This is a genomic window from Xanthomonas sp. NCPPB 2933 (assembly GCF_056725225.1).
Map to the genome: position 1 here is coordinate 2,625,687 of NZ_CM161518.1, position 26,948 is coordinate 2,652,634.

The window sequence follows — 26,948 nt, forward strand, 5'->3', positions numbered from 1 at the left end:
GTTGCTGCTGCGTCATGCACGAAGTTCGATTGATGCGGCAGTCACCGCGCCCTTCTCCAGACGCGTGCGAACGAACGCGGCGAATTGCGCGATGCCGTGCGCGATGTCCTGGCTTGCGACGTTGCTGTAGGCCAACCGCACTTGCATGCTGCAACCGCCATCGATAGCGAAGAACGATAGCGGCATCACCAGCACGCCGTACTGCCGCGCGCAGATTTCCGCGTCCTCGGCAGTGAAGGCGAACGGCAACGTCACCACCAGAAAGAAACCGCCGGCCGGCGTATTCCAGCGCACCTGTGGTGCGCACTGGCCGAGTTCGTGCTGCAGGCAATCGAGCATGCGATCGCGGTTGTGCCGATACAGCGCACGCGGCGCGGCAATCAGGCGTTGCAGGCTGCCGCCATGTTCGAGCAGTACGCCGCCGACGATGGCCTGGCCGATCTGGCTGGTGTTCAAGCTGCAGAAACTCTTGCGACGCAATAACCGCTCTTTCAATGCAGTCGCGGCGTCGGCATCGCCGAACAACTGTGCAGGCAGCACTGCAAAGCCCACTCGCAACGCCGGGCACAAGGTCTTGGAATAAGTGCCCAGATAGATCACGCAGCCGTGCCGATCCAGTGCCGCCATTGGCGCGACCCGCTCGGCTTCGAACCCGAACATGCCGTACGGGTTGTCTTCCAAAATCACGATGCCGTGTTCGGCACACACCTCCAGGATGGCCTCGCGTGCCTCACGCGATAGCAGCGTGCCGGTGGGGTTGTCGAAATCCGGCACCAGATAGAGCACGCGTGCGCGCTTGCCGGCCGCCTGCAGTTGCTGCAGCGTGTGCTGTAACGCGCTGGCATCGGTGTGTGCGTCGCTGCATGCGTGCTGATTGAAAGCGACGATCTCGATACCGTGCGTGTCGGCTACGCCGGTGATGCCGATGTAGCTGGGATTGCGCGCCAGAATCACATCGCCCTTGGTTTGGCACAGTTCGGTCACGCACAACAACAAGGCCTCCTGGCAACCGGCGGTGACGATGATGCGCTCGGGCGTGGCTAGTACCTGTTCGTCATGCCGCAGCTGTGCGGCGATCAGTTCGTCGAGAATGCCCTGGGTGCGTCCGTACTGGGCGATCAACTCCAGTGCGCGTTGCGGTGCAAGGCCGTGGCGCTGGGCAAAATAGCTGGCAAAGCGCGGCAGCGTGTGCAGCCAGGCCTGCAGGTCGAAGCCGCTATCGCTGGGGCGGCCGGAGGCGAACGAGATCGCCTGCGGATAGCGCGCGGAGACCTCGTTGAGGAAGTTCATCACCTCCAGGCGATCGCCTGCGGTTGCGGTGCTAGGCGGCGGTGGCAGCTGCATCGCAGGCGCGGCGCTCAATACGCACCGCTGCGTTCGAGTTGGGCGAACAGTTCGTTGACCGAGGCGTCCTGGAATCCGCTTTCGCCATGGCGTTCGATCAGTTCGAAGCACAGGCCGGTCACGCTGTCGCGGCTGGAAAAGGCCTGTTTCAAGCCACTTCCTTCGATCACGCTGGTGTCGAAACCGAGCCCGCGCTCGCGCAGCTGGCCGGTGGTGGCGTGTACATCGTCCACGCGCAACGCGATGTGGGCCACGCCAACGCCGTGATGCTCGATCAGCCGCGACACCTGCGATTCCGGCTCGGTGCCCTGGCACAGCACGAAGGTGATCTCGCCCTGGCGCATCTCCGCCGAGACCATGCCGGTGTGCTTGCCGGCGATCTGCCGGCGTCCCATCAGCTCGAAGCCCAGGCGGTGCTGAAAGAAGTCGACCGCTGCTTCCAGGTCCTGCACGGCGAGCGCGATGTGGTCGATGCTGTGATAGCGCGGGGTCGGATCGGTGTGTTGCAGTGGCGAGGCGGTCATGGGGAACTCCGGACGTCTTGCGATGGGGCAGGGGGAAGGTCGGCTGGGCTGCCGACGTGGGTCGCGTTTGCGTTGGTGTCGGTCTGCAACAGCGCGGCCAGACCGGCCGGGGTGGGGGCCCGGTAGAGCTGGCGCAGGGTGAGCGCCAGCCCCAGTCGTGATGCTTGCTGAAGAAATGCAATGGCGCGCATTGAATCGCCGCCGATGGCGAAGAACGCGTCGTCGCGGCCGACCTGCGGCAGCGCCAGCAGCTCGGTCCAGAGCGTGGCGATCCGGGTCTCGGTCGCGCCGCGCGGTGCGCTGAAGGCGGCGATGGCGCGGTCGGCTGCTTGTGGCGCGGGTAAGGCACGCAGGTTGTGCTTGCCATTGACGCTCAATGGCAGTGCATCCAACTGCACATAGGCCGCTGGCACCATGTGGGCGGGCAGGCGGACCGCCAGCCTGGCGCGCAGTGCTGCCGCAGACAGCGACTGCCGATCTGCCTCGGGGTGTGCGACCAGATACGCCACCAACACTGGCTCGGCTTGATCGGTGTTGTGTAGCGTGACCAAGACCTCGGCCAGCTCGGTGCAGGCTTCGCGCAATGCGGCCTCGATCTCGCCGGGTTCGACCCGGTAGCCGCGGAGCTTGAGTTGCCGGTCGCGCCGGCCGAGGAATTCCAGCGTCCCATCACTGCGCCAACGTGCCAGGTCGCCGCTGCGGTACATGCGTTCGCCGGCATTGAACGGATCAGCCACAAACGCAGCCGTGTTCAATGCCGCGTGCCCGAGATAGCCGCGTGCGACAGTGCGGCCGGCGATGCAGATCTCGCCGGGTGCGCCATCCGGCACCAGACGACCAGCGGCATCGAGCAGATAGATGCGGGTATTGGCGATGGGCAGGCCGATCGCTGGCGGCGCGTGTTCGTCTTCGCCGCACACGTGCAGCGTGCTCCATACGGTGGCTTCGCTGGGGCCATAGGCGTTGAACAGGCGGCGGCCCGGTGCCCACTGTCGTGCCAGTGCGGCGGGCAGGACGTCGCCAGCCGCGATCAGGGTCTGCAGGCGTGGCAGCGGTGCGTGCGGCAGCGACTGCAGCACGGCCGGCGGCAGCACTGCGTGGGTGATCTGCGATTGCGCGAGCCATTGATGCAGCGACTCGCCGCTGCGCGCCTGTGTGGCCGGTGGCACATGCAGGCTGGTGCCGCTGGCAAGTGCGAGCAACCACTCGAACACGTGCGCATCCACGCCGTGAGGTGCCAGCTGTGCAACGCGGTCGCCGGGCCCTGCGCCGAAGGCTGCCAGCTGCGCGGCAACCAAGTTGGCGGTGCTGTGATGTTCGACCAGCACTGCTTTCGGCGCACCGCTGGAGCCGGAGGTATAGACGACGTAGGCCAGATGGTGCGGACTCAGGTCAGGTAGCGCTGGCGCTGTGGTTGCCAGGTTCTTCCAGGCTGGCGCGGGATCGTCCAGCGCGCAGACCTTCAGGTCATGCGCCGCGCCCAGTTGCTGCACGCCCGCGCTGTCAGCCAGCACCAGCAGCGGTGCACTGTCGGCGAGCAGTTGCATCAGTCGCGCCGTGGGCAGGCGTGGGTCGAGCGCCAGATAGGCGCCGCCGGCCTTGAGTGTGGCCAGAATCGCCGTCATCGCCCGCGGGCCAGGTGTGGCGATGACCGCAACCAATCGCTCCGGCGCCACACCCGCGGTGTGCAGATAGTGCGCGAGGCGGTTGGCCTGCAGATCGAGTTCGGCATAGCTCAGCCGCTGTTCGCCGCATTCCACTGCAAGGGTCTCGGGAATGCGTTGCGCCTGGATTTCGAACCACCGGTGCAGAGCATGTTCGCCGATTGGCCGTGCGGTGCTGCCGCGGTTGCGAAGCCGCGCGGCTTCTTCTGCAGGCAATAAGTCGATGTCATGCAATGGGGTGTCGGGAGCCTGTTCCAGTGCCTGTACCAGCTGCAGCAACGCGCTCTGCATGAAGCGGCACACGCGGGCTGCGCCGATCTCGGGCAAGGCCTGCGCGGTGAGGCCCAATGCAGTGCCGAAATCCTCCACCGAGATCACCAACGGCAATGGACTGCGTTCGCGCGCATGCAGCAGTTGCGCGCCACCGAGCGTGTGCTGTGCACGTGCCGGTGACTGGTGGCGGTAGTTGATCAAGCTGTTGAACAACGGTGCGGGGGCAGGCACACCGCTGCAGCGTTGCACCATGCTGAGAGAGGCATGTTCGTGCAGCAGCAGTTCGGCCAGCTGTGCGTGCAGTTGCTGCAGTGCTGTGCGTGCACCGTCGCTGTTGCTGCGCACGCGCACTGGCAGCACGTTGATGCATGGGCCCATCAACTGCGCGTCGGCCTGACCCATGCGCCCCAGCAAGACGGTGCCGAACACGGCATCGTCGGCACCGGCGGCGCGCGCCACCACCAGGCCCCAGGCCAGATGGCACAGGCTGGCCAGGCTCGCCCCGGCGGCCTTGGCCTGGGTGCGCAGGCGTTCGCTCAGCGCCGGATCCAGTGGCAGGTGATGTTCTTGAACCGGCGCGCCATCCGGATGCAGGCCGACCAGGCCGAACGGCGCGGTGGCGGTGTGCACATCGCCGAGCAGGCGACGGAAGAAATGTCGTTGCTGCACGGCCGCTTCGGGTTGGCGGGTATGCGCCACCAACGCGCGAAACGGCGAGGGCGGCGGCAGCTGCGGCGCTTGCTCGTCCAGATGCTGCTGGATCTCGTCCATCAGCAGATCCAGCGTGGCGTGGTCGCCGACCATGTGGTGCCAGCGCAGCGCAAGTAACCAGCGTTGCGCGTGGGCGTCCTGTACCAAGGTGGCGTGCATCAGCGGTGCCTGACGCAGGTCCAGGCGATGGCGCAGCGGGGTGATGAGGTCGTCCAGCTGTGCGCTTGTCTGATCGTTGGGTTCCAGGGCGGCAGGGTCCAACACGTTCACCTGCAGTGGCGCATGCCGCAGAACCACTTGCACCGGCTCGCTCATGCCCTCCCACAACACCGCGCTGCGCAGGATATCGTGGCGGTCGATCACGGCCTGCAGTGCAGCCAGATAACGCTGCGCTGCTGGGCGATCGGCGAAGGCCCATTGCGCGCTGAGGATGTAGGGATCGCCTGTGCTGGCGAGCAGATGGTGGAACAGCAGGCCATGCTGGAATGGCGAGAGTGCGTAGATGTCCTGGACGTTGGCGAGGCCGCCGGGAGCCTGTTCCAGCACGCGGTCGATGTCTTGTTGGGTGAGGTCGGCTAGCGGCAGGTGTTGCGGGGCGAGTTGGGTTAGGTCGGGTGTGATGCGGTTGGGTGGGACCGTCGGCGCACTGCTGGTTTCTGTGTTGCTGCGCAGACTGGCGGCAAAGCCGGCCAAGGTGGGGGAGGCGAAGAGGTTACGGACTTCGGCATGTAGCCCATCGGCGCGCAAGCGTTCGATCAGGTGGATCGCCAGCAACGAGTGTCCGCCTAGAGCGAAGAACTGATCGTCGCGACCGACCTGATGTACGCCGAGCAACTCACACCAGTGTGCTGCGATGGTGCATTCGATAGGTCCTTGTGGGAGCACGAAGTCTTGCTTAGTCAAGGCGTTTTCGGTTGGCGCGGGCAGGGCGCGGCGATCGAGCTTGCCGTTGGGCGTCAGTGGCAGCACCTCCAGGTGCACGTAAGCGGCTGGCACCATGTAGTCGGGGAGTTGCGCGGCGAGATGGGTGCGCAGCGTTTCGATTGGTAGCGCCGTGGTGGCGAGGTAATAGGCCACCAAGCGGAGTTGTCCGGGTTGATCGGTGCGGGCCAGCAGCACTGCATCACGTACCTGCGGATGGGTTGCCAGTCGTGCAGCGATTTCGCCTGGTTCGATACGCAGCCCGCGGATCTTGACCTGATCGTCGTTGCGGCCAAGGTATTCGAGGACGCCATCGCTGCGCCATCGTGCCAGATCACCAGTCTTGTAGAGCTGCGCATCGGGTGCGGGGCGGAAAGGATCGGGAATGAAACGCTGGGCGGTGAGCTCAGGGCGATCGAGATAGCCACGTGCGACTTGCACACCGCCGATATGCAGCTCTCCCGCCACACCGATTGGCACTAGCTGCAGATGCGTATCGAGCACATAGAGCTGCGTGTTGGCGACTGGGGTGCCGATCGGTGTGTTGTCGGGGATATCGGGATTAGCGTTGCAATCCCAGAAGCTGACGTCGATGGCGGCTTCGGTCGGGCCATAAAGATTATGCAGTTGCACGCCGGGTAGCTGGGTGCGGAAGCGCTGTACCAGTTGCCCGGGCAAAGCTTCGCCGCTGCAAATCACGCGGGTGAGTCCGCTGCACTGCTGCGGTGCGTCGGTCGCCAGAAAAGCGTCCAACATCGAAGGCACGAAATGCACTGTGGTTACGTTGGCTTGAGCGATGGTTGCGCCGAGGTAAGCCGGATCCTTGTGTCCACCAGGACGCGCCAGCTGCAAACGCGCGCCACTCAACAGCGGCCAAAACAATTCCCACACCGAGACATCGAAGCTGATCGGCGTTTTTTGCAGCACCACATCGTCTGGGGTGAGCGCATAGGCCTCCTGCATCCACAGCAGCCGATTGACCACACCGCGATGGGTGTTCATCGCACCCTTGGGCGTGCCGGTGGAGCCGGAAGTGTAGATCACGTAGGCCAGGTGATGCGGTTGTAATTCGGGGATATGCGGGGCGGTGGTGGGCAACGTTGCCCACGGTGGGCTGGCGTGGTCCAGAACGCAGATGGGCAGCCCTGCCAGGCGCTGCATGCTGTCCAGTGCATTGGTATCGAGTGGTGGCAGGCGCTCTGCTGCATTTGTATTTAGCAGCGACACGCTGCCGGGTGCATCGGTAGCAAACAGCGACACGTGATCGCACGCATGGGCATCGACGAGCAGGGCAAGCGGTTGGCTGTCGGCGAGCATGTCGGCCAGGCGCTGGGCGGGATAATCTGGATCCAGCGGGACGTAGGCGCCACCGGTCTTCAGGATGGCGAGCAAGCCGACCACCAGCGCCGTGCTGCGCTGCGCGCAGATCGCCACGCAGACATCGGGGCCGACGCCCAGTTGGCGCAGATGGTGAGCCAGCTGATTGGCCTGTGCTTCGAGCGCGGCGTAGTCAAGTTGCTGGTCGTCTTGCGCGACGGCAATGGCATGTGGAGTGCGCTGCACCTGCTGTGCGATCACCTCGTGCAAGAGCATGGCGGGGTAGACCACCGGCGCGGGCTGGAACTCGACCAGCAGTTGGTGGCGCTCGCGTGGATCGAGCAATGCGACGGTGTCCAGTGGCGCGTCACTGTCGGCGACCATGGCGCGCAGGAGAGCGTGCAGATAGCCGACGATGCGGGTGGCAGTGGCGGCGTCGAAGACTGCGGTGGCATAACTCAGCGTGCCGTGGATGCTGACGCCCTGGCTGCCATCGGCGAGCCGCCGGACTGAAGTGCCGCCACTGTGCAATTGCAAGGTGAGATCGAAACGCGCGGCATTGGCCGAAATCTGCAGCGATTGCGGATTCAGCGCGAACCAAGGGTCGTTTGTCATCTCTGACGACTCACCAGGTTCGTCCGTGGTTCCCGGATGATTGGCATGCTCGTCGACAGCACTGGGCCACACGCCAGCAATCGCGTCTTGCTCCCATGCCATCAGCGTCTGCACCAGCGGCGTATGCGCACTGCTGCGTACCGGCTGCACGGCCTGGACTACCTGCTCAAATGGCAGATCCTGATGCGCCTGCGCAGCGAGTACGTGCTGTTTTACATGCGCCAACAGCGCAGCAGTGCTCAAGCTTGCTGGGGTGTCGAAACGGATCGCCAGCGTGTTGACGAAGAAACCGATCAGCGGCTCCAGCTCGGCGCGCGTACGCCCGGCGACCGGGATGCCGACCAGCACGCAATCCTGCCGGCACAATCGCGACAACAGCGCACCCCATGCCGCCAGCACGGTCATAAACACCGTGCAGCCATGGCGGCGCGCCAGCATTTCCAGTGCCTGGCCAAGGTCGGCGTCGAAGGCAACAGGAACTTCAGCGCCGCTGAAATCCTGCTGGGGCGGACGCGGACGATCCAACGGCAGATCAAGCAGGGTGGGTACGTCGGCGAGCTGGCGTTGCCAGTACTCGACTTGCTGCTGACGGCGCGCTCCTTCCAGCCACTGGCGCTGCCAGGCGGCGTAGTCGGGATACTGGATCGGCAGCGGTGGTAAAGGGTTTGGCAGGCCACCTAGGCAACTGACGTACAGGACTGCCAGTTCGTGCAGCAGCACACCGACCGACCAACCATCCGAGGCGCTGTGATGCTGAGTGATCAGCAGCGCATGTTCATCGGCCGACAATTGCAGCAGACGAAAACGGATCGGGGCATCGCGATCGAGCTGGAACGGCGTGTTGGCCTCATGCGCGATCCACTGCTGCAGCGCGGTGTCTGCGTCAGAGTGATCTGTGAGCGTGCCGTCAGTGAGCAGGTGCTCGTGCAGTACCAAGGCGTGTTCGGGCGGTAGTAACGCGACATGCACCTGTTCGCTACGCATCTTTTCGACATGCGCTTGCTCGGCAGAACGCGGCGCCGGAACCAGACTACTGGGTAGCGTGGCATCGGCGATATCGCTGCTTTGGTGCGGTACGCGGCTCTGCCGAAAACAACTGCGCAACGCCTCATGCCGTGCGACCAGCGCATGCAGCGCCGCACGCAGGGCACCGCGATCCAACGCGCCGTGCAGACGCAAACCCATTGGCATGATGTACGTCGCGCTGGGGCCTTCCAACTGATCCAGAAACCACAGCCGCTGCTGGGCGAAGGACAGCGGCAATGGCTGATCGCGCGGCAGGCGTGGGATCGGTGTAGAGACATCCTCCTCAGCGTCTTGCAGCGCGAGCGCCAGGTCGCATAGCACCGGGTGGGAAAACAACAGCGCTACCGGTACGTGCCGTGCAAGCGCGGTCTGCAGGCGGGCGCACACGCGCATGGCCAGTAACGAGTGGCCGCCGAGTTCGAAGAAGTGATCATGCCGGCCAACATGCGGCAGCCCGAGTAGCTCACTCCATAACGCGGCCAGCAGATATTCATTAGGGCCTTGTGGCGTTGCATAGCCGGCCGCTGCGACTGCAGCGCGATCCGGCGCAGGCAACGCGCGACGGTCGACTTTTCCGCTGGCGGTGAGTGGCAGGCACTGCAAGCGCACGAACGCCGATGGCAGCATGTGCTCGGGCAGGTGCTTGGCTAGCGCCTCACGCAGCGTTGCCGGATCCAACGCGTCGTCGATGCCGTTGTCACTGCTCGCCTGTGGCTTCGTCGCTGCAACGACATACGCCACCAACTGCTTGTCGGCTGCGCCTTGCTGACGCGCGATCACCACCGCGTCGGCCACTCCAGCGCAGCCGCGCAGTGCCATTTCAATCTCGCCGGGTTCGATGCGGAAGCCGCGTACTTTCAGCTGCTGATCGCAGCGGCCCAGGAAGTCCAGGCTGCCGTCCTCGCGCCAACGCGCCAGATCGCCGCTTCGATACAACCGACCACCGGGCACGAACGGATCTTCGCTAAAGCGTTCTTCCGTGAGGGCCAGCTGATTGAGATAGCCGCGTGCCACGCCGGGCCCGCCGATGTAGAGCTCGCCAGGCACACCGATCGGCACCAATTGGCGTTGATCGTCCAATAGATAAATCCGCGTGCTGGAGATCGGGCGCCCGATCGGCACTGCAGTTGCCGGTGCCTTGGCAAAGCGATGACAGGTGCTGAAGGTGGTTGCCTCGGTCGGCCCGTACGCGTTGATCAACTGGCAGTGCGGCAACGCTTGATTGACACGCTCGACAGCCGCTCGCGACAGCACATCGCCGCCGGCCAACAGCTGCCGCAGACTACGCAACTGCGCCAGTTGCGCAGGACCAAGCAGTTCGAACAGCCCAGCGGTCAGCCACAACGTGCTGACCTGATGCTGTTGGACCTGCGCACAGATCACGTCCAGGTTCAGCGGGCCGGGCGGTGCGAGCACCAATCGCGCACCATTGAGCAGCGCACCCCACAGCTCGAACGTTGAAGCATCGAAAGCCAGCGGTGCTGCGAGGAGGAAGCACTGCGAGGCATCGCAGTGGGCGTAGTCAGGCGCGCACACCAGTCGCACCACATTGCGTTGCTCGACCATCACGCCCTTGGGCGTGCCGGTAGAGCCGGAGGTGTAGAGCACGTAGGCCAGGTGATGCGGCTGTAGCTCAGGCACAGCAGGTGCAGTGGTGGGCAACGTGGCCCAGGCAGGATCGACCTGATCCAGCTGACACACAGGCAACGCATCGGGCAGCGGCAAGCGATGTAGTGACTGAGCATCTGCAAGCACAGCCACCGGGCGAGCATCGTCCAGCAACGCGTGCAATCGCTGCGGCGGTGCCTCAGCATCCAACGGCAAATAAGCACCGCCTGCTTTGAGAATGGCGAGCAAGCCGATCACCAACGCGGGGCTGCGCACGGCGCTGATCGCAACCAGACAATCGGGGCCAACGCCCAGTGCACGCAGATGATGTGCCAGACGATTGGCCTGCAGATCCAACTCGCCGTAACTCAACTGTGTATCGCCGCACACCAGCGCAGTCGCTTGCGGCGCGCGTGCGGCCTGCTCGGCGAACAACGTTGCCATGCCACGTTGCGGAAACTGCGTGTGGCTGCAGTTGAACGCTTGCAGCAAGCGATCGCGCTCACTGCTTTTCAGCAGTTGCGCCTGGCTCATGATGGCAGCCGGCTGCGCGCTCATCGCACGCAGTACGTCTTGAAAATGGCTGGCGAAACGTTGCGCACTCCGCATATCGAACAACGCGGTGGCGTAGTTGAGCTGGCCGACCAACCCATCGCCTGCTGCCCCCACGGTCAGACCAAGCTCGAACTTGCCGGTGGTGTTGGCCACCGGCATCGGCTCGATCGTGAGTCCATCCCACCGGGTCATTGCCAGCGTGTCTTCCCAAGAAAAAATCGTCTGCACCAGCGGTGGATACGCGGTGCTGCGCGGCGGCCGCAGCGCTTCGACCACCTGTTCGAACGGCAGGTCCTGATGCGTCTGCGCGTCCAGCACGGTCTGGCGGATCTGTGCCAGCAATGCGGTCGCGTCGAGGCTGCCAGGTGCGTCGAAGCGGATCGCCAGCGTGTTGACGAAGAACCCGATCAGCGGTTCCAGCTCCACCCGTGTGCGCCCGGCCACCGGGATCCCGACCAGCACGCAGTCCTGGCGACACAGCCGCGACAACAATGCGCCCCAGGCCGCGAGCAAGGTCATGAACAAGGTGCAGCCATTGCGGCGCGACAATGCTTCAAGGTCGTGCGTCAACGCGGCATCCAGTTCGAAGCGGACTTCTGCGCCGATGCCGTCCTGCTGCGATGGACGCTGGCGGTCCAGCGGTAGATCGAGCAGCGTCGGTGCGTCGGCGAGCTGGCCTTGCCAATAGTCGAGTTGCTGCTGGCGGCGTGGCCCCTGCAACCACTCGCGCTGCCAGGCGGCGTAGTCCGGATACTGGATCGGCAGCGGCGGCAATGGATCGGGTTGGCCGTGGCGGCAGCTGGCATACAGCGTGGACAGTTCCTGCAGCAGCACGCCCACCGACCAGCCGTCCGAGCAACTATGGTGCTGGGTGATCAGCAGCACATGCTCGGTTGCGCTCAGTTGCAGCAGACGGAAGCGGATCGGCGCCTCCCGATCCAGCTGAAACGGAGTCTTGGCTTCCTGTTTCAGCCACTGCCGCACGGCCGCTTCGGAGGCGTCGGCGCCGAGGTCGTGCAACGCGTGCTCGGTCAGCACCAACGCGTGTTCCGGCTCCAGTAGTACGACGTGCGCGTCGCCATCGCTGGTCACGAAACAGCTGCGCAGCGCCTCGTGTCTGGCCAGCAACATTTGCAGTGCTGCGATCAGCGCGGCGCGATCCAGTGCGCCGTGCAGGCGAAGACCCAGCGGCATCAGATACGTGGCAGCAGGCCCCTGTAACTGATCCAGAAACCACAGCCGCTGCTGGGCAAAGGACAAGGGAAGCCGCTGGTTGCGTGCATGCCTTTGGATCGGTGCCAGCGCCTGTACGGTGCCGGCATCCAGAGCGCACGCCAGCGCATGCAGCACCGGATGCGCAAACAGCAACGCCACCGGCATGTGGCGACCCAGGCTTGCCTGCACCCGCGCACTCAAGCGCATCGCCAGCAACGAGTGCCCACCCAGTGCGAAGAAGTCGTCGTGGCGGCCAATGCGCGGCAGCCCCAACAGCTCGGCCCACAGGCCTGCCAGGCTGACTTCGGTGGCGCCTTCGGGCGCGCGATAGGCGTGGGTGGCGAACGCATTGCTGTCGGGTGCCGGCAATGCGTTGCGATCCAGCTTGCCGTTGCGCGTCAACGGCAGGCTGTGCAGACGCACGAACGCGGCGGGTACCAGATAGTCGGGCAGCCGCATTGCCAACGCCGCGCGCAGCGTTGCAGGAACAAGCTCGCTGTCTTTCGCGTTCGTCGTTGCGGTGACATAAGCCACCAGCACCTTGCCGTTGCCGGCCGGGCCATCTTCGCGTGCGATCACGGCCGCTTCTGCCACACCGCTGCACTGGCGCGACGCCGCTTCGACCTCGCCCGGCTCGACGCGGAAACCGCGGATCTTGACCTGCTGGTCGCCACGGCCGAGAAATTCCAGGCTGCCGTCTGCCAGCCAACGCCCCAGATCGCCGCTACGGTAGATTCGCCCGCCCGGATGGAACGGGTCTGTAAGGAAGCGCTCGGCAGTGAGCTGCGGCCGGTTGAGATAACCGTGCGCCACGCCGATGCCACCGATGCACAGCTCGCCCGGCACACCGATCGGCACCGGCTGCAGTTCGCCGTCGAGCAGGTAGATGCGTGCATTGCCGATCGGCCGTCCCAGCGGTGGCCGTTGCCCGTCCAGCGGTTGGCGCAGCACGCAGGTGGTGGCGAAGGTGGTGGCCTCGGTGGGGCCATAGCAATGCAGCAACTGCCCGGGCGGGTGCTGGCGCAGCACGTGATCGATGGCGCTCGAATCCACTGCATCGCCGCCCACCATCAACAGGCGTAGCTGCCCGATGACATTGCCCAACGCGCGTGCATGCTGCTGAAACAGGCCTGCGGTGAGATGCAGCACGCTGACCGCTTCGCGACGCAGCAGCTGTGCCAGCGCGCCGGCCTGCAAGGTCTGCGCGTGATCGACGACCACCAAGCGCGCGCCATGCAGCAGCGGTGCCCACACTTCCAGCGTGCTGATGTCGAAAGCGGGATTGCCGACCCAGGCGACGCGGTCCTGCTCGATGAAATTGCCGCAGGCCGGATTGCAAGCCAGGTTGATCACTGCACGTTGGGTGATCTGCACACCTTTGGGCCGGCCGCTGGAGCCGGAGGTGTACATCACATAGGCCAGTGCTGCGGCGCTTGCCGGACGTGGTGAGACGCTGGTGACCGCAGCGGCATCGGCATCAAGATCGACCGCATGCAATTGCAGCGTCGCCGCCAGTGCGGCTTGCGGCGCGCGTCCGGCAGCATGCAGCAGATGTCGCGCTGCGCAGTCGTCGAGAATGCTGGCGCTGCGTGTCCACGGCGCGTCCGGATCCAGCGGCACATAGGCGGCACCGGCTTTCAGAATGGCCAACTGCGCCAGCACCAGTTCCGCACTGCGCGGTAGCCACATGGCCACCAGCTCACCGGGGCCGACGCCGGCAGCGCGCAACTGCCGGGCCAGCGCAGTGGCCTGCGCATCCAGCGTGGCGTAATCGATCTGGCGCGCGCCATCGACCACCGCGATGGCGGCAGGGCTGCGCTGCGCCTGACGCTCGAACAGTGCGGCCAGCGCGGTTTCGTCGGGGCAGGGCGCGTCGGTCTGGTTGAAGGTGTGCAGCAGCTGCCGGCGTTCGTCTGGCGGCAGCACAGCGAGCTGGGTCAGCGCTGTGTCCGGCGATCGCTCCAGCGCAGCTGCCAGCGCCTGCAATGCAGATTCCATGAAGGCGCACAGCCGCTCCGGCGCCAGCGGCGCGACGCTTTGCGCGCTCAGCTCCAGCGTGCGGCCATCGTCTCCCACCGACAGCGCCAGCGGGTAATGCGTGCGTTCCTCGGCGCTCAGCAAGGCGCCGTCTTGCGGAGGCGCGGCCACCGCGTTGGAGCCGGCGTTGTGACGATAGTTGAGCAACGCGGTGAACAGCGGCGCAGGAGCCGGCACCGCACTGCAGCGCTGTGCCAGCGCGAGCGAGGCGTGTTCGTGGCGCAGCAGTGCGCTCAGTTCGGCATGGGTGTGCTGCAGCGCCGCTGCCACGCCAGTGTGTTGCTGCAGCCGCAGACGCAACGGCAAGGTGTTGATGAACAGGCCCAGAGTGCTGGCATCGGCCTGGTCCATGCGGCCGAACAACACGGTGCCGAACACCGGCTCGGCGCAACCGCTGCTGCGTGCCACCACCAGGCCCCAGGCGAGATGGCACAGGCTGGCCAGACTGACGCCGTGCTGGCTGGCAAGTTGCCGCAGGCGTGCGCTCAGCGCTGGCGGCAACGCGTGTTCGTAGCTGCTCACCACGCCGGTGGCATCGAGCAGACCGAACGGCGTGCACGAGCTGTCCAGATCACCCAGCCGTTCGCGGAAAAACGCTTCGTGCGCAGCTTGCGGTAGTCCCAACCGCGCTTGTGCGACCAGATTGCGGAACGGTTGCGGTGGCGGGAGTTCATCGCCGCGCCCAGCCAGCAGCGCCTGGATTTCGGACTGGATGGTTTCCAACGTGGTGTGGTCGCCGATCAGATGGTGTTGCAACAACAGCAGATGCCAGCGTTGGCCATCCGGGTCGGCGACCACGCTGGCATGCAGTAGCGGTGCACGGCGCAGATCCAGCTGGCGCAGCTGCGGGTGCGCGGCGAGCTGTTCTTCGAACGATTGCCGTGAATCGAAGCTGGAGCAATCCAACGCTTCGACCGGCAACGACGCATGGCGATAGACCGCCTGCACCGGTTCGCTCAGGCCTTCCCACAGCACTGCGCTGCGCAGGATGTCGTGGCGATCGATCACGCGCTGCAGTGCGGCCAGATAGGCATCCAGCCCGGCGCGATCGGCAAAGCGCAGGCGCAGGCGCAGCAGATACGGATCGCCATCGGGCGCGAGCAGGTGATGGAACAGCAGGCCGTCCTGCAGCGGCGACAGCGCGTACAGATCCTGCAGGTTGGCCAGGCCGCCGGGCACGTGTTCGAGCACGCGATCGATGTCTTGCTGGGTGAGCTCGGCAAGTGGCAACTGCTGCGGCGTGAGCTGGGTCAGCTCGGCAGTGATGCGGTTGGGTGGCACCACCAGCGCGGCGCTGTTGTCGCCTTGCAGGCTGGCGGCGAAACCGGCCAGGGTGGGCGCGGTAAACAGGTGCCGCACCTGCGCATGCAGCCCGTCGGCACGCAGCCGTTCTACCAGGCGGATCGCCAGCAACGAGTGCCCGCCGAGCGCAAAGAACTGATCGTCGCGGCCTACTTGCTGCACACCGAGCAATGCGCACCAATGCGCGGCGATGGCGCATTCGGTCGGTCCCTGTGGCGGGACGAACGCACGCGCGGCCAGGGCGTCGTCGGTGGGGGCGGGCAGGGCGCGGCGATCGAGCTTGCCGTTGGCCGTCAGCGGCAGCGCGTCCAGCAGCACGTACGCGGCCGGCAGCATGTAGTCGGGCAATTGCGCGGCCAGTGCGGCGCGCAGCTCGGCCGGTGCGAGCGCGTCGGCGTCAGTATCGGGCTGCGCGGTGATGTAGGCGACCAAGCGTTTTTCTGTCGCGCCGCTGCCGGTGGCGATCACTGCGGCTTCGGCCACGCCAGGGCAGGCGCCGAGCCGCGCGGCGATCTCGCCGGGCTCGATGCGGAAGCCGCGGATCTTGACCTGATCGTCCGCGCGCCCGCGAAATTCCAGACGGCCATCGGCCCGCCAGCGCGCCAGATCGCCGCTGCGGTAACAACGTTCGCCCGGCTCGAACGGATCGTCGATAAACCGTTCCGCGCTCAGCACCTGCTGATGCAGATAACCACGCGCAACACCATGCCCGCCGATGTACAACTCGCCGACGCAGCCGTGCGGCACCAGCTGCTGGAAGGCGTCGAGTAGGTACACGCGGCTATTGGCGATCGGCCGGCCGATGTCGGCGGGGTGATCGCCATCGGCCAGCAGGCCGGAGGTGGCCACGACCGTTGTTTCGGTGGGCCCGTAGTTGTTGCTCAGGCGCAGGCCGGCCGGCAACCGCGGTAGCCGCCGCAATTGGTCGCCACCGATCAACAGTTGCTGCAATGACGGAGGCAGCGCGCCTTGTTCCAGCGCCAGTTCGGCGATGGGCGTGACCAGAAAACCGCTGTGCAATGGCTGCTGCCGCCACCAGTCGAGCAAAGCCTGCGGGTCGCGCGCGGTGGTCGCTGGCGGCAGGTGCAAGGTGGCGCCGCTGCACAAGGCCGGCCACAGTTCCCAGGCATTGGCGTCGAAGCCGATCGCCGCAGTGGCGGCGGTGTGCTGTCCTGCAGTCAGGCCGAAGCTCTGCCGATGCCAGTGCACCAGATTCGCAAGCGCGCGATGTTCCACCATCACGCCCTTCGGTGTGCCGGTGGAGCCGGAGGTGTAGATCACGTAGGCCAGATGATGCGGCTGCGCAAGCGCGAGCGCTTCGTCCAGCATCGAGGCCTCTGCCCAGGCAGGCGCGGCGTCATTCATCCGGCAGATCGGCAGATCGATGGGCGGCATCAAATGCGACAGCGTGGCGCTGTCTGCCAGCAACACGCTGGGCCGGCAATCGGCGAGCAGGAATGCCAGGCGCTCGCCTGGATCTTCCGGGTCCAGCGGCACATACGCAGCTCCGGCCAGCAGGCTGGCCAGCAGGCCAACGACCTGCTGCGGGCTGCGCCGCAAACACACCGCGACACGCGCATCCGGCATCACGCCGAGCCTGCGCAGATGCCGTGCGAGCTGTGTTGCCTGCGCTTGCAGCTGCGCGTAGCTCAGCTGCTGCTCGCCTTGCACCAACGCAAGTGCATCCGGTGTGGCTGCAGCTTGTGCCGCGAACCACTGCACCACACTGCCGGCCGGTACCGTCATCTGGGTCTGATTACGATCGTGCAGCAACTGTCGACGCTCGGCGGGCGACAGCAGTTCGATCGTTGCCAGTGCGCGCCGCTCGTCGTCCAACATGCCGCGCAGCAGCGCTTCGAAATAGCCCACCAGCCGCGCGATCGTCGATGCATCGAACAAGGCGGTGGCATAGCTGAGCCGTCCGCACAGCCCTTGCGGGGTCGCCGCCAGGGTCAGGGTCAGATCGAATTTTGCGCTGCGTTCGGTCAGTGTCAGTAGCTGCGGTTGGAGTGCTGCCCACGCGCCTTGTTCCGGCGCAGCGTGCGATTCCTCCCAGGCAAACATCACCTGCACCAGCGGGGTGTAGCTTGCATCGCGCACGGGTTGCAGGTGTTCGACCAACTGCTCGAACGGCAGCTCCTGATGGTCCTGCGCGGCCAGCACATTGCGGCGAACCTGGGCCAGTAGCGTGGCGGTGTCGGTGGTGAGGTCCACATCCACGCGCACCGGCAAGGTGTTGACGAAAAAGCCCACCAGCGGCTCCAGCGCCGCACGCGTACGGCCGGCGAACGGACTGCCGATTAATACGCTGGATTGCCGGCACAGCCGCGCCAGCAGCGCGCCCCAGCCGGCCAGCAAGGTCATGAAACGCGTGCAGCCATGCCGCCGCGACAGCGCGTCCAATGCATCGCTGAACTCAGCGTCGAACGCAAACCTGAGTTCGCCGCCATCACTGTTGACCAGTGGCGGGCGCGGACGATCCATTGGCAGGTCGATCAGAGTCGGTGCGTCGGCCAGCTGCGCGCGCCAGTAGTCGACCTGGCGTTTGCCTTCGCCCGCGCCAAGCCACTGGCCTTGCCAGGCGGCGTAGTCGGCATAGTCGATCGCAAGCGCCGGTAGCGGGTTCGGCCGGCGTGCGTGGAAGGCGTTGTAAAGCGCAGCCAGTTCGCGCTGCAGCACTGCTTCGGACCAGGCATCGGAAGCGCTGTGATGTGTCGTGCTGAGCAGCACATGTGCATCGTCTGCCAGCTTTAGCAGGCGGAAACGAATCAGTGGGCCTTGTTCGAGTTGGAACGGCGTACTGGCTTCGTGGTCCAGCCAGTGCTGCAGCGCTGCGTCGGCCTGCGCAGCATCAAGCGTGGACAGATCGTGTTCGTTGAGCTGCAGTGCCTGCTCGGCCGGCAACCATTGCATCCGCACCTGCTCGCCGTCGGGCACAAAGCGGCTGCGCAGTGGTCCATGGCGTGCCAGCAATGCCTGCAGTGCTTCGATCAGTGCGGTGCGGTCCAGCGTGCCCTGCAGACGTAGCCCGGCGCACATCAGGTAACTCGTGCCGGAGCCGTGCAACTGCTCCAGAAACCACAGCCGCTGCTGCGCGAACGAGGCCGGCAGCAGGCCGCTGTGGTCGGTTGGCACCAAGGTGTCCAGCACCGGTGCGGGGGCGAGGTGCTGTTGCTGCGCCAGCGCGAGCAAGCGTTCCAGCGCGTCGGTGTCCAGGGCGTCCAGCGCGGTGGACCTATCGTGCGACATGATCCATCTCCGTAAGTGCACTCAGTTGCGCCAGGGCGTCGGGCGCCAGGCGTTGCAGCTGCGCCAGCGCGAGCCTGCGGCTGAATGCGGCCAGGGTCGGGAACTCGAACACCGTCGACAGCGGCAACCGCACCTGCGCCTGTTCGCTCAACTGCGCCAGCAAGCGCACCGCCAGCAGCGATTGCCCGCCCAGCGCGAAGAAGTCGTCGTCGCGCCCAACCTGCGGCAGCCCCAGCAGCCGGCACCAGTGCGCGGCCACCAGGCATTCGGTGGGGCCAGTCGGCGCGCTGTAGGGGCGCAGCGCAAACGCCTGGCCTTCCGGCGCCGGCAGGGCCTTGCGATCGAGCTTGCCGTTGGCGGTCAGCGGCAGCTTGGGGAGCACCACCCAGGCCGACGGCAGCATGTGCTCGGGCAATGCGCGGTCGAGTGCGGCACGCAGCGTGGCAGGCCGTAAAGCCCCGGCATCGACATCGGGCAGCGCGGTGAGATAGGCCACCAGCCGCGTCAGGCCCGGGCTGTCTTCGCGTGCCAGCACCACCGCTTCACGCACCCCGGGGGCCGCGAGCAGACGCGATTCGATCTCGCTCAGCTCAACGCGCAAGCCGCGGATCTTGACCTGATGATCGTTGCGTCCCAGGTACTGCAGGTTGCCATCGGGCAGCCAACGCGCCAGGTCGCCGGTTTTGTAGCGGCGTGCGTGGTGTACGTCGAAATGATCGTCGGCGACGAAGCGCTCGGCACTGAGCTCAGGCAGATTCCAGTACCCGCGCGCCACCTGCACGCCGCCGATCTGCAGCTCGCCGGGCACGCCCACCGGCACCGGCTGGCCGTGGGTATCGAGCACGTACAAGCGGGTATTGGCGATCGGCCGGCCGATCGGCACCAGCCCGGGGTGCAGCTGCGGATCGCACTGCCAATGACTGACTTCGATCGCCGCCTCGGTGGGGCCATAGAGGTTGTGCAATTCAACATGCGGCAGCGCCTGCAGACAGCGCCGCTGCAAGGCATCGCTCAGCGCCTCGCCACTACACAGCAGCCAACGCAGGCTGGGGCAACGTGGCGGTTCGGCCTGATCAAGAAACAGCTGCAGCATCGACGGCACGAAGTGCGCCTGGGTGATGCCGCGTTGTTCGATCAACCTGGCCAGATACTGCGGATCCTGATGCCCCTGCGGGCGCGCAAGCACCAGGCGTGCGCCGGCCTGCAGCGGCGAGAAGATCTCCCATAGCGAGATATCGAAACCGAACGGCGTCTTCTGCAGCGCCCGATCATGCGGCCCCAGCGGGAACATGGTTTGATGCCACTGCAGCCGGTTGACCACGCCGCGATGCGCGTTCATCACTCCCTTCGGTTGACCGGTGGAGCCGGAGGTGTAGATCACGTAGGCCAGGCAGTCTGGATGCAGGTCGGGCAGCTGCGGTGCGCTAGCGGGCTGCGCGTTCCACGGCAGGTCTGGTGCATCCAGACGACAGTGAGTGACTTCGGGAAGTTGCGGAATTCTTGCCAGGCCATAGCCATCGCAGAGCACCGCCAGCGGTTGGCTGTCGGCCAGCATGTAGGCCAGTCGCTCGCTCGGATACTCCGGATCCAATGGCACATAGGCAGCGCCGGCCTTGAGGATGCCGAGCAGGCCGATCACCAGCTCCGGACTGCGCTGCAGACACAGCGCCACGCGACATTCCGTACCCACGCCGAGACTGCGCAGGTGATGGGCCAACTGGTTGGCCTGTGCCTCTAACTGGGCGTAACTCAACGAGCGCGCATCCAGTTCCAGCGCGATGGCATCGGGCGTGAGCCGTACCTGCGCTTCGAACAGCTGATGCAGGCAGATGCCGGGGGCAAACGCGGTGACGCTGGCATTGAAGCTTTCCAGTACCTGCGTTTGCTCTTCTTCGGGCAACACTGGCAATCGCTGCACCGGCGTCTGCGGCGCATGCTCCAACGCATCGAGCAGCCCGCTCAGAGCGGTGGCCAGATAGCTGCACAACCGCTGCGGGTTCAGCGCTGCACAGACTTGCGCGGTCAGCGCCAGACCATGCCCATCGTCTTCCACGGCCAGATGAATCGGATAGTGCGTGCGCTCCTCGCCACCGCGCAGAGCAGCATCGCCGCCGTCGCGATTGTGCCGGTAGTTGAACAAGGCGGTGAACAGCGGCGCCGGTGCCGGCACCGCGCTGCAACGCTGCGCCAGTGCCAGCGAGGCGTGTTCGTGACGCAGTAACGCGGCCAGATCGGCATGCGTGCGGCGCACGGCCGCTTCGGCGCCGATCGGCTCGGCCAGCGCGATGCGTAGCGGCAGGGTATTGATAAACGGTCCGAGTGCTCCAGCTGCGGTCTGCCCCATGCGGCCGAACAGCACGCTACCGAACACCGCGTCGGTGCAGCCGCTGGTGCGGGCCACGACCAATGCCCAGGCCAGATGGCACACGCTTGCAAGACTGACACCCAATCGTTGCGCCTCCTGGCGCAGTCGTGCCACCAATGCAGCATCCAGCACCATCGTGTGTTCGCCGGGCGCGGTATCGGCCGCCTGCAACAGGCCGAATGGTGCGCACGGCGTATCCAGATCGCCGAGGCGCTCGCGGAAAAACGCTTCGTGCGCGGCTTGCGGCAATCCCAGGCGCGCTTGTGCCACAAGGTTGCGGAACGGTTGCGGCGGCGGGAGTTCAGCGCCGCGTCCGGCTTGCAGCGCCTGGATCTCGGACTGGATGGTTTCCAGCGTGGTGTGGTCGCCGATCAGATGGTGTTGCAGTAGTAAGAGGTGCCAGCGTTGGTTATCAGGATCGGCAACTACACTGGCGTGCAGCAGCGGTGCGCGACGCAGATCCAACTGGCGCAGTTGTGGGAACGTGGCTAGTTGCTCTTCGAACGGTTGTCGTGGATCGAAGCTACCGCAATCCAGTGCGTCGATCGCTAGCGTTGCGCGGCGATAGACCACTTGTACCGGTTCGCTCAGGCCTTCCCACAGCACCGCGCTGCGCAGGATGTCGTGGCGGTCGATGACGGTTTGCAGTGCGGTCAGATAGGCGTCCAATCCGGTGCGATCGTTAAAGCGCAGCCGCAGGCGTAACAGGTAAGGATCGCCATCGGTGGCAAGCAGGTGATGGAACAGCAGGCCGTCCTGCAACGGCGAGAGTGCATAGATGTCCTGCACGTTGGCGAGGCCGCCGGGAACCTGTTCCAGCACGCGGTCGATGTCTTGCAGGGTGAGGTCGGCTAGCGGCAGGTGTTGCGGGGTGAGTTGGGTTAGGTTGGGGGTGATGCGGTTGGGTGGGATGACTAGCGTGGTGTTGGCAGTTGTCGTGTTGTGCAGGCTTGCGGCAAAACCGGACAGGGTGGGGCTGGCGAAGAGGTTGCGCACTTCGGCGTGCAACCCATCGGCGCGCAAGCGTTCGATCAGATGGATCGCCAGCAACGAGTGTCCGCCGAGCGCGAAGAACTGATCGTCGCGACCGACCTGATGTACGCCGAGCAACTCACACCAGTGCGCTGCGATGGTGTATTCGATAGGTCCTTGTGGGGGCACGAAGTCTTGCTTCGTCAAGGCGTCTTCGGTTGGCGCGGGCAGGGCGCGGCGATCGAGCTTGCCGTTGGGCGTCAGTGGCAGCGCGTCCAGGTGCACGTAAGCCGCTGGCACCATGTAGTCGGGGAGTTGCGCGGCGAGATGGCTTCGCAGTGTTTCGATCGGCAGCAGCTTAGCGGCCAGGTAGTAAGCGATCAGGCGCAGCTGGCCGGATTGATCTTTGCGTGCAAGCACGATTGCATCGCGCACATCGGAGTGCGTAGCGAGCCTTGCAGCGATCTCACCAGGTTCAATGCGCAGGCCACGGATCTTGACCTGATCGTCGTTGCGGCCGAGGTATTCGAGGACGCCATTGGCACGCCAGCGCGCAAGGTCACCCGTCTTGTAGAGCTGCGCATCGGGTGCGGGGCGGAAAGGATCGGGAATGAAACGCTGGGCAGTGAGCTCAGGGCGATCGAGATAGCCACGTGCAACTTGCACACCGCCGATATGTAGCTCTCCCGCCACGCCGATTGGCGCTGGCTGTAGATGCGTATCGAGCACATGGAGCTGCGTGTTGGCGACCGGCGTGCCGATCGGCGTGTTGTCGGGGATATCGTTGCTGGCAGTGCAATCCCAGAAGCTGACGTCGATGGCAGCTTCGGTCGGGCCATAAAGATTGTGCAGTTGCACGCCGGGTAGCTGGGTGCGGAAGCGCTGTATCAGTTGCCCGGGCAAAGCTTCGCCGCTGCAAATCACGCGGGTGAGTCCGCTGCAGTGTTGCGGTGCGTCGGTTGCCAGAAAGGCGTCGAGCATCGAAGGCACGAAGTGCAGCGTTGTCACTGCAGCCTCGGCGATGGTTGCGCCGAGGTAAGCCGGATCCTTGTGTCCACCAGGACGCGCCAGCTGCAAACGCGCGCCACTCAACAGCGGCCAAAACAATTCCCACACCGAGACATCGAAGCTGATCGGCGTTTTTTGCAGCACCACATCGTCTGGAGTGAGCGCATAAGTGTCCTGCATCCACAGCAGCCGATTGACCACGCCGCGATGGGTGTTCATCGCGCCCTTGGGCGTGCCAGTGGAGCCGGAGGTGTAGATGACGTAGGCCAGGTGGTCGTGCTCTAGCGCTGGCACGTGCGGGGCAGTGGTGGGCTGGTGGTCCCAGGGCGTATTGGGCTGATCCAGCTGATAAACCGCCAATGTGCTCGGCAGTCCTTTGCAGAGCAGCACGCTGTCCGCTAGCTCGGTATCAAGCAGCGAGACGCGGTGCAGCGCGTCGCTAGCCAGTAGCGGGAGGTGTTCGCACGCATACGTATCGACAAGCAGGGCGAGCGGTTGGCTGTCGGCGAGCATGTCGGCCAAACGCTGGGCCGGGTACTCGGGATCCAGCGGCACATAGGCACCGCCGGCTTTCAAAATCGCGAGCAGCCCGACCACCAACATCGGGCTGCGCTGCGCGCAAATCGCCACGCGTACATCAGGGCCAACGCCGAGTTGGCGCAGATGGTGGGCAAGCTGATTGGCCTGCGCATCCAGCGCGGCATAGTCCAACTGCAGTTGGTCCTGGGCCACCGCGATGGCGTGCGGCGTGCGCTGGACTTGCTGCTCGATCAGCTCATGCAACAACGTGCAGGGATAAATGACAGCAGCCGGCTGGAAGTCGACCAACAACTGCTGGCGTTCGTGCGCATCCAGTAATGCCAAGGTGTCCAGTGGCACGGTGCTGTCGGCAGCCATGGCGCGCAGCAAGCTTTGCAGATAGCCAACGATGCGGTTGGCAGTCGCGGCATCGAACACGGCAGTGGCATAGCTCAGCGTGCCTTGGACACAGGATTCGGCGAGATTGCCGCTGTGTCGCTGTCCCACTGGCTCGTCACCACTGCGCAACTGCAAGGTGAGATCGAAGCGGGCGGCCTTGGCGGGAATCTGCAGCCGTTGCGGATCCAGTGCGTCCCAGGGATCGTCCGCGATTTTTGGATGGTTAGCATCTGCACCAGAGACGTGTGGAACCACGCCAGCCACTGCGTCCTGCTCCCAGGCCAACAACGTCTGCACCAACGGTGTATGCGAACTGCTGCGCACGGGTTGTACGGCCTGCACCACCTGTTCGAACGGCACCTCCTGATGCGCCTGCGCATCGAGCACTTGCTGGCGAACCTGCGCCAACAGCGCGGCAGTACTCACGCTTGCGGGGGCATCGAAACGGATCGCCAGCGTGTTGACGAAGAAACCGATCAGCGGCTCCAGCTCGGCGCGCGTGCGCCCGGCAACCGGGATGCCGACCAGCACGCAGTCCTGGCGACATAAACGCGACAACAGCGCGCCCCATGCCGCCAGCACGGTCATGAACACGGTGCAGCCATGGCGGCGCGCCAAAGTCTCCAGCGCGTGGCTGAGATCGGCATCGAAGTGGATGGCGACCTCGGCACCGGTGAAATCCTGCTGCGCCGGGCGTGGGCGATCCAGCGGCAGATCGAGCAAGCTGGGCGCGCCTGCAAGCTGACGTTGCCAATAATCGAGTTGCTGCTGCCGGCGCGGCCCCTCCAGCCACTGACGCTGCCAGGCGGCGTAGTCGGGATACTGGATCGGTAGCGACGGCAACGGGCCTGGCTGGCCGCGCAGGCAACTTGCATACAGCGCAGACAGCTCATGCAACAACACACCCACCGACCAGCCGTCCGAAGCACTGTGATGCTGGGTGATCAGCAATGCGTGTTCATCGAGTGAGAGCTGCAGCAGACGGAAACGTATCGGTGCATCGCGATCGAGCTGGAACGGCGTGCTTGCCTCATACGCGATCCAGCATCGTAGTTCGGCGTCTGGATCGAAGTGATTGTTGAGTGCGTGATCTGTAAGCAGTTGCTCGTGCAGCACCAAGGCTTGTTCGGGCGGCAGTAGTTCGACATGCACCTGTTCGCCATGAACTCTCTCTGCTTGGACCTGCTCGGCCAGACACGACGTGGGCAGCAGACAGGCGGATAGCGGAGCGTTTGCGATATCGCCGTTTTCTTGCGGCAAGCGGCGTTGCCTGAAGCAACTGCGCAAGGCTTCATGCCGCGCAACAATCGCATGCAGCGCCGCCCGCAGCGCACCACGATCCAGCGCACCGCGCAGACGCAGGCCCATCGGCATGATGTAAGTGGCGCTAGGGCCTTCCAGTTGATCCAAGAACCACAGCCGCTGCTGTGCGAAAGACAGCGGCAACGGCTGGTCGCGCGGTAGGTGCGGGATTGCGCCTAGCGCATCGCCAGCACTGCCCTGTAATGCGATCGCTAGTTCACATAACACCGGATGCGCAAACAGCAGCGCCATCGGCACCTGCCGCATCAGTGCGGTCTGCAGCCGGCCACAGACGCGCATGGCCAGCAACGAATGCCCGCCGAGTGCAAAAAAATGATCGTGCCGGCCAACTTGCGGCAACCCAAGTAGCTCGGCCCACACTGCGGCCAGCAGACACTCGTTTGCGCCTTGCGGCGGCACATAGCCGGCTACCGCGACTGCAGCACGATCCGGCGCCGGCAAGGCGCGTCGATCTAGTTTGCCGCTGGCAGTCAGCGGTAACCGCTGTAACCGCACAAATGCCGACGGCAGCATGTGCTCGGGCAGTTTTTGGGCAAGCGCCGCGCGCAAGGTGGCGGGAGCCAGTGCGTCGATGTCGCTGCCATTGCTGTCGCTTGGCTGCGATGTAGCGATGACATATGCCACCAATTGTTTATCCGCCGCACCTTCCTGTCGCGCAACGACCACCGCGTCGGCTACCCCGGCGCACCTGCGTAACGCCGCCTCGATCTCGCCAGGCTCGATACGGAAACCACGCACCTTCAGCTGCTGATCGACACGGCCCAGAAAGTCCAGGCTGCCATCCTCGCGCCACCGCGCCAGATCGCCGCTTCGATACAGCCGGCCACCTGGCAAAAACGGATCTTCTCCAAAACGCTCAGCGGTCAATGACGACTGATTGAGATAACCACGGGCCACACCCGGGCCACCGATGTAGATCTCGCCAGGCACACCGATCGGCACAAGCTCGCGCTGGTCATCCAATAGATAGATCCGCGTACCGGCGATCGGGCGCCCAATCGGTACCGAAGTCACCGCTGCCTTGTCGAAGCGATGACAGCTACTGAAGGTGGTCGCCTCGGTCGGCCCGTACGCGTTGATCAACTGGCAGTGCGGCAAGGCTTGGTTGACACGTTCGACAGCGGCACGCGACAGCACATCCCCGCCAGCCAATAGCTGACGCAGGCTGTGCAACTGGCTCAGCTGCACAGGATCAAGCAGCTCGAACAAGCCAGCGGTCAGCCATAACGTAGTCGCTTGATGCTGCTGCACCTGCGCACAGATCGCATCCAGATCCAGCGCGCCGGGCGGGGCAAGCACCAACTGCGCGCCATTGAGCAACGCCCCCCATAGCTCGAACGTGGACGCATCGAAGGCCAGCGGCGCGGCAAGCAGGAAACGCTGCGAGCCATCGCAATCAACATAGTCGGGCGCACACACCAGGCGCACGACGTTGCGTTGCTCGACCATCACGCCCTTGGGCACGCCGGTGGAGCCGGAGGTATACAGCACGTAGGCCAGATGATGCGGCTGCAGCGCTGGCACGTCGGGTGCGGTGCCAGGGAAATCGCTCCACGCGGGATTGACCTGATCCAGCCGACACACCGGCAACGTATCGGGCAGCGGCAAACGACGCAACGCATCTGCATCGGCGAGCACAGCACATGGACGCGCATCGTCCAGCAACGCACTCAAGCGCTGTGAAGGCGCATCGGCATCCAGCGGCAGATACGCACCTCCGGCCTTGAGGATCGCCAGCAAGCCGATCACCAACGCAGGGCTGCGTGCCGCACTGATCGCAACCAGACAATCCGGGCCAACGCCAAGCGCGCACAGATGATGGGCAAGACGATTGGCCTGCAGATCCAACTCGCCGTAACTCAACTGTGTCTCGCCGCACACAAGCGCGGTCGCCTGCGGCGCGCGCGCGGCCTGCTCGGCAAACAACACTGCCATGCCACGTTGCGGAAACCGCGTGTGGCTGCAATTGAATGTCTGTAGCAAGCGACGGCGCTCGCTCGC

At 65.0% G+C, this 26,948-nt stretch carries 4 protein-coding genes; all 4 read right to left on the reverse strand.

What is annotated here, in order from left to right; translation table 11 throughout:
* Window positions 1–12: 12 nt before the first annotated feature.
* From AC1PLU_RS10870 to AC1PLU_RS10885, 4 genes are read right to left on the reverse strand one after another with little or no spacing between them, the layout of a single operon-like run.
* Complete coding sequence (locus AC1PLU_RS10870; RefSeq protein ID WP_481108417.1) at window positions 13–1,362, reverse strand: aminotransferase-like domain-containing protein; 1,350 nt, start codon at window positions 1,360–1,362, stop codon at window positions 13–15.
* Window positions 1,359–1,868 carry a VOC family protein gene (locus AC1PLU_RS10875; protein ID WP_176339976.1) on the reverse strand — a complete coding sequence of 170 codons (510 nt, stop codon included), beginning with the start codon at window positions 1,866–1,868 and terminating at the stop codon, window positions 1,359–1,361. Before AC1PLU_RS10875 ends, AC1PLU_RS10870 begins: the two co-directional genes overlap by 4 nt.
* Complete coding sequence (locus AC1PLU_RS10880; protein WP_481108418.1) at window positions 1,865–18,361, reverse strand: non-ribosomal peptide synthetase; 16,497 nt, start codon at window positions 18,359–18,361, stop codon at window positions 1,865–1,867. The genes AC1PLU_RS10875 and AC1PLU_RS10880 overlap by 4 nt, the downstream gene beginning before the upstream one ends.
* Complete coding sequence (locus AC1PLU_RS10885; protein ID WP_481108419.1) at window positions 18,348–26,882, reverse strand: non-ribosomal peptide synthetase; 8,535 nt, start codon at window positions 26,880–26,882, stop codon at window positions 18,348–18,350. Before AC1PLU_RS10885 ends, AC1PLU_RS10880 begins: the two co-directional genes overlap by 14 nt.
* Between the last annotated feature and the right edge of the window lie 66 nt (window positions 26,883–26,948).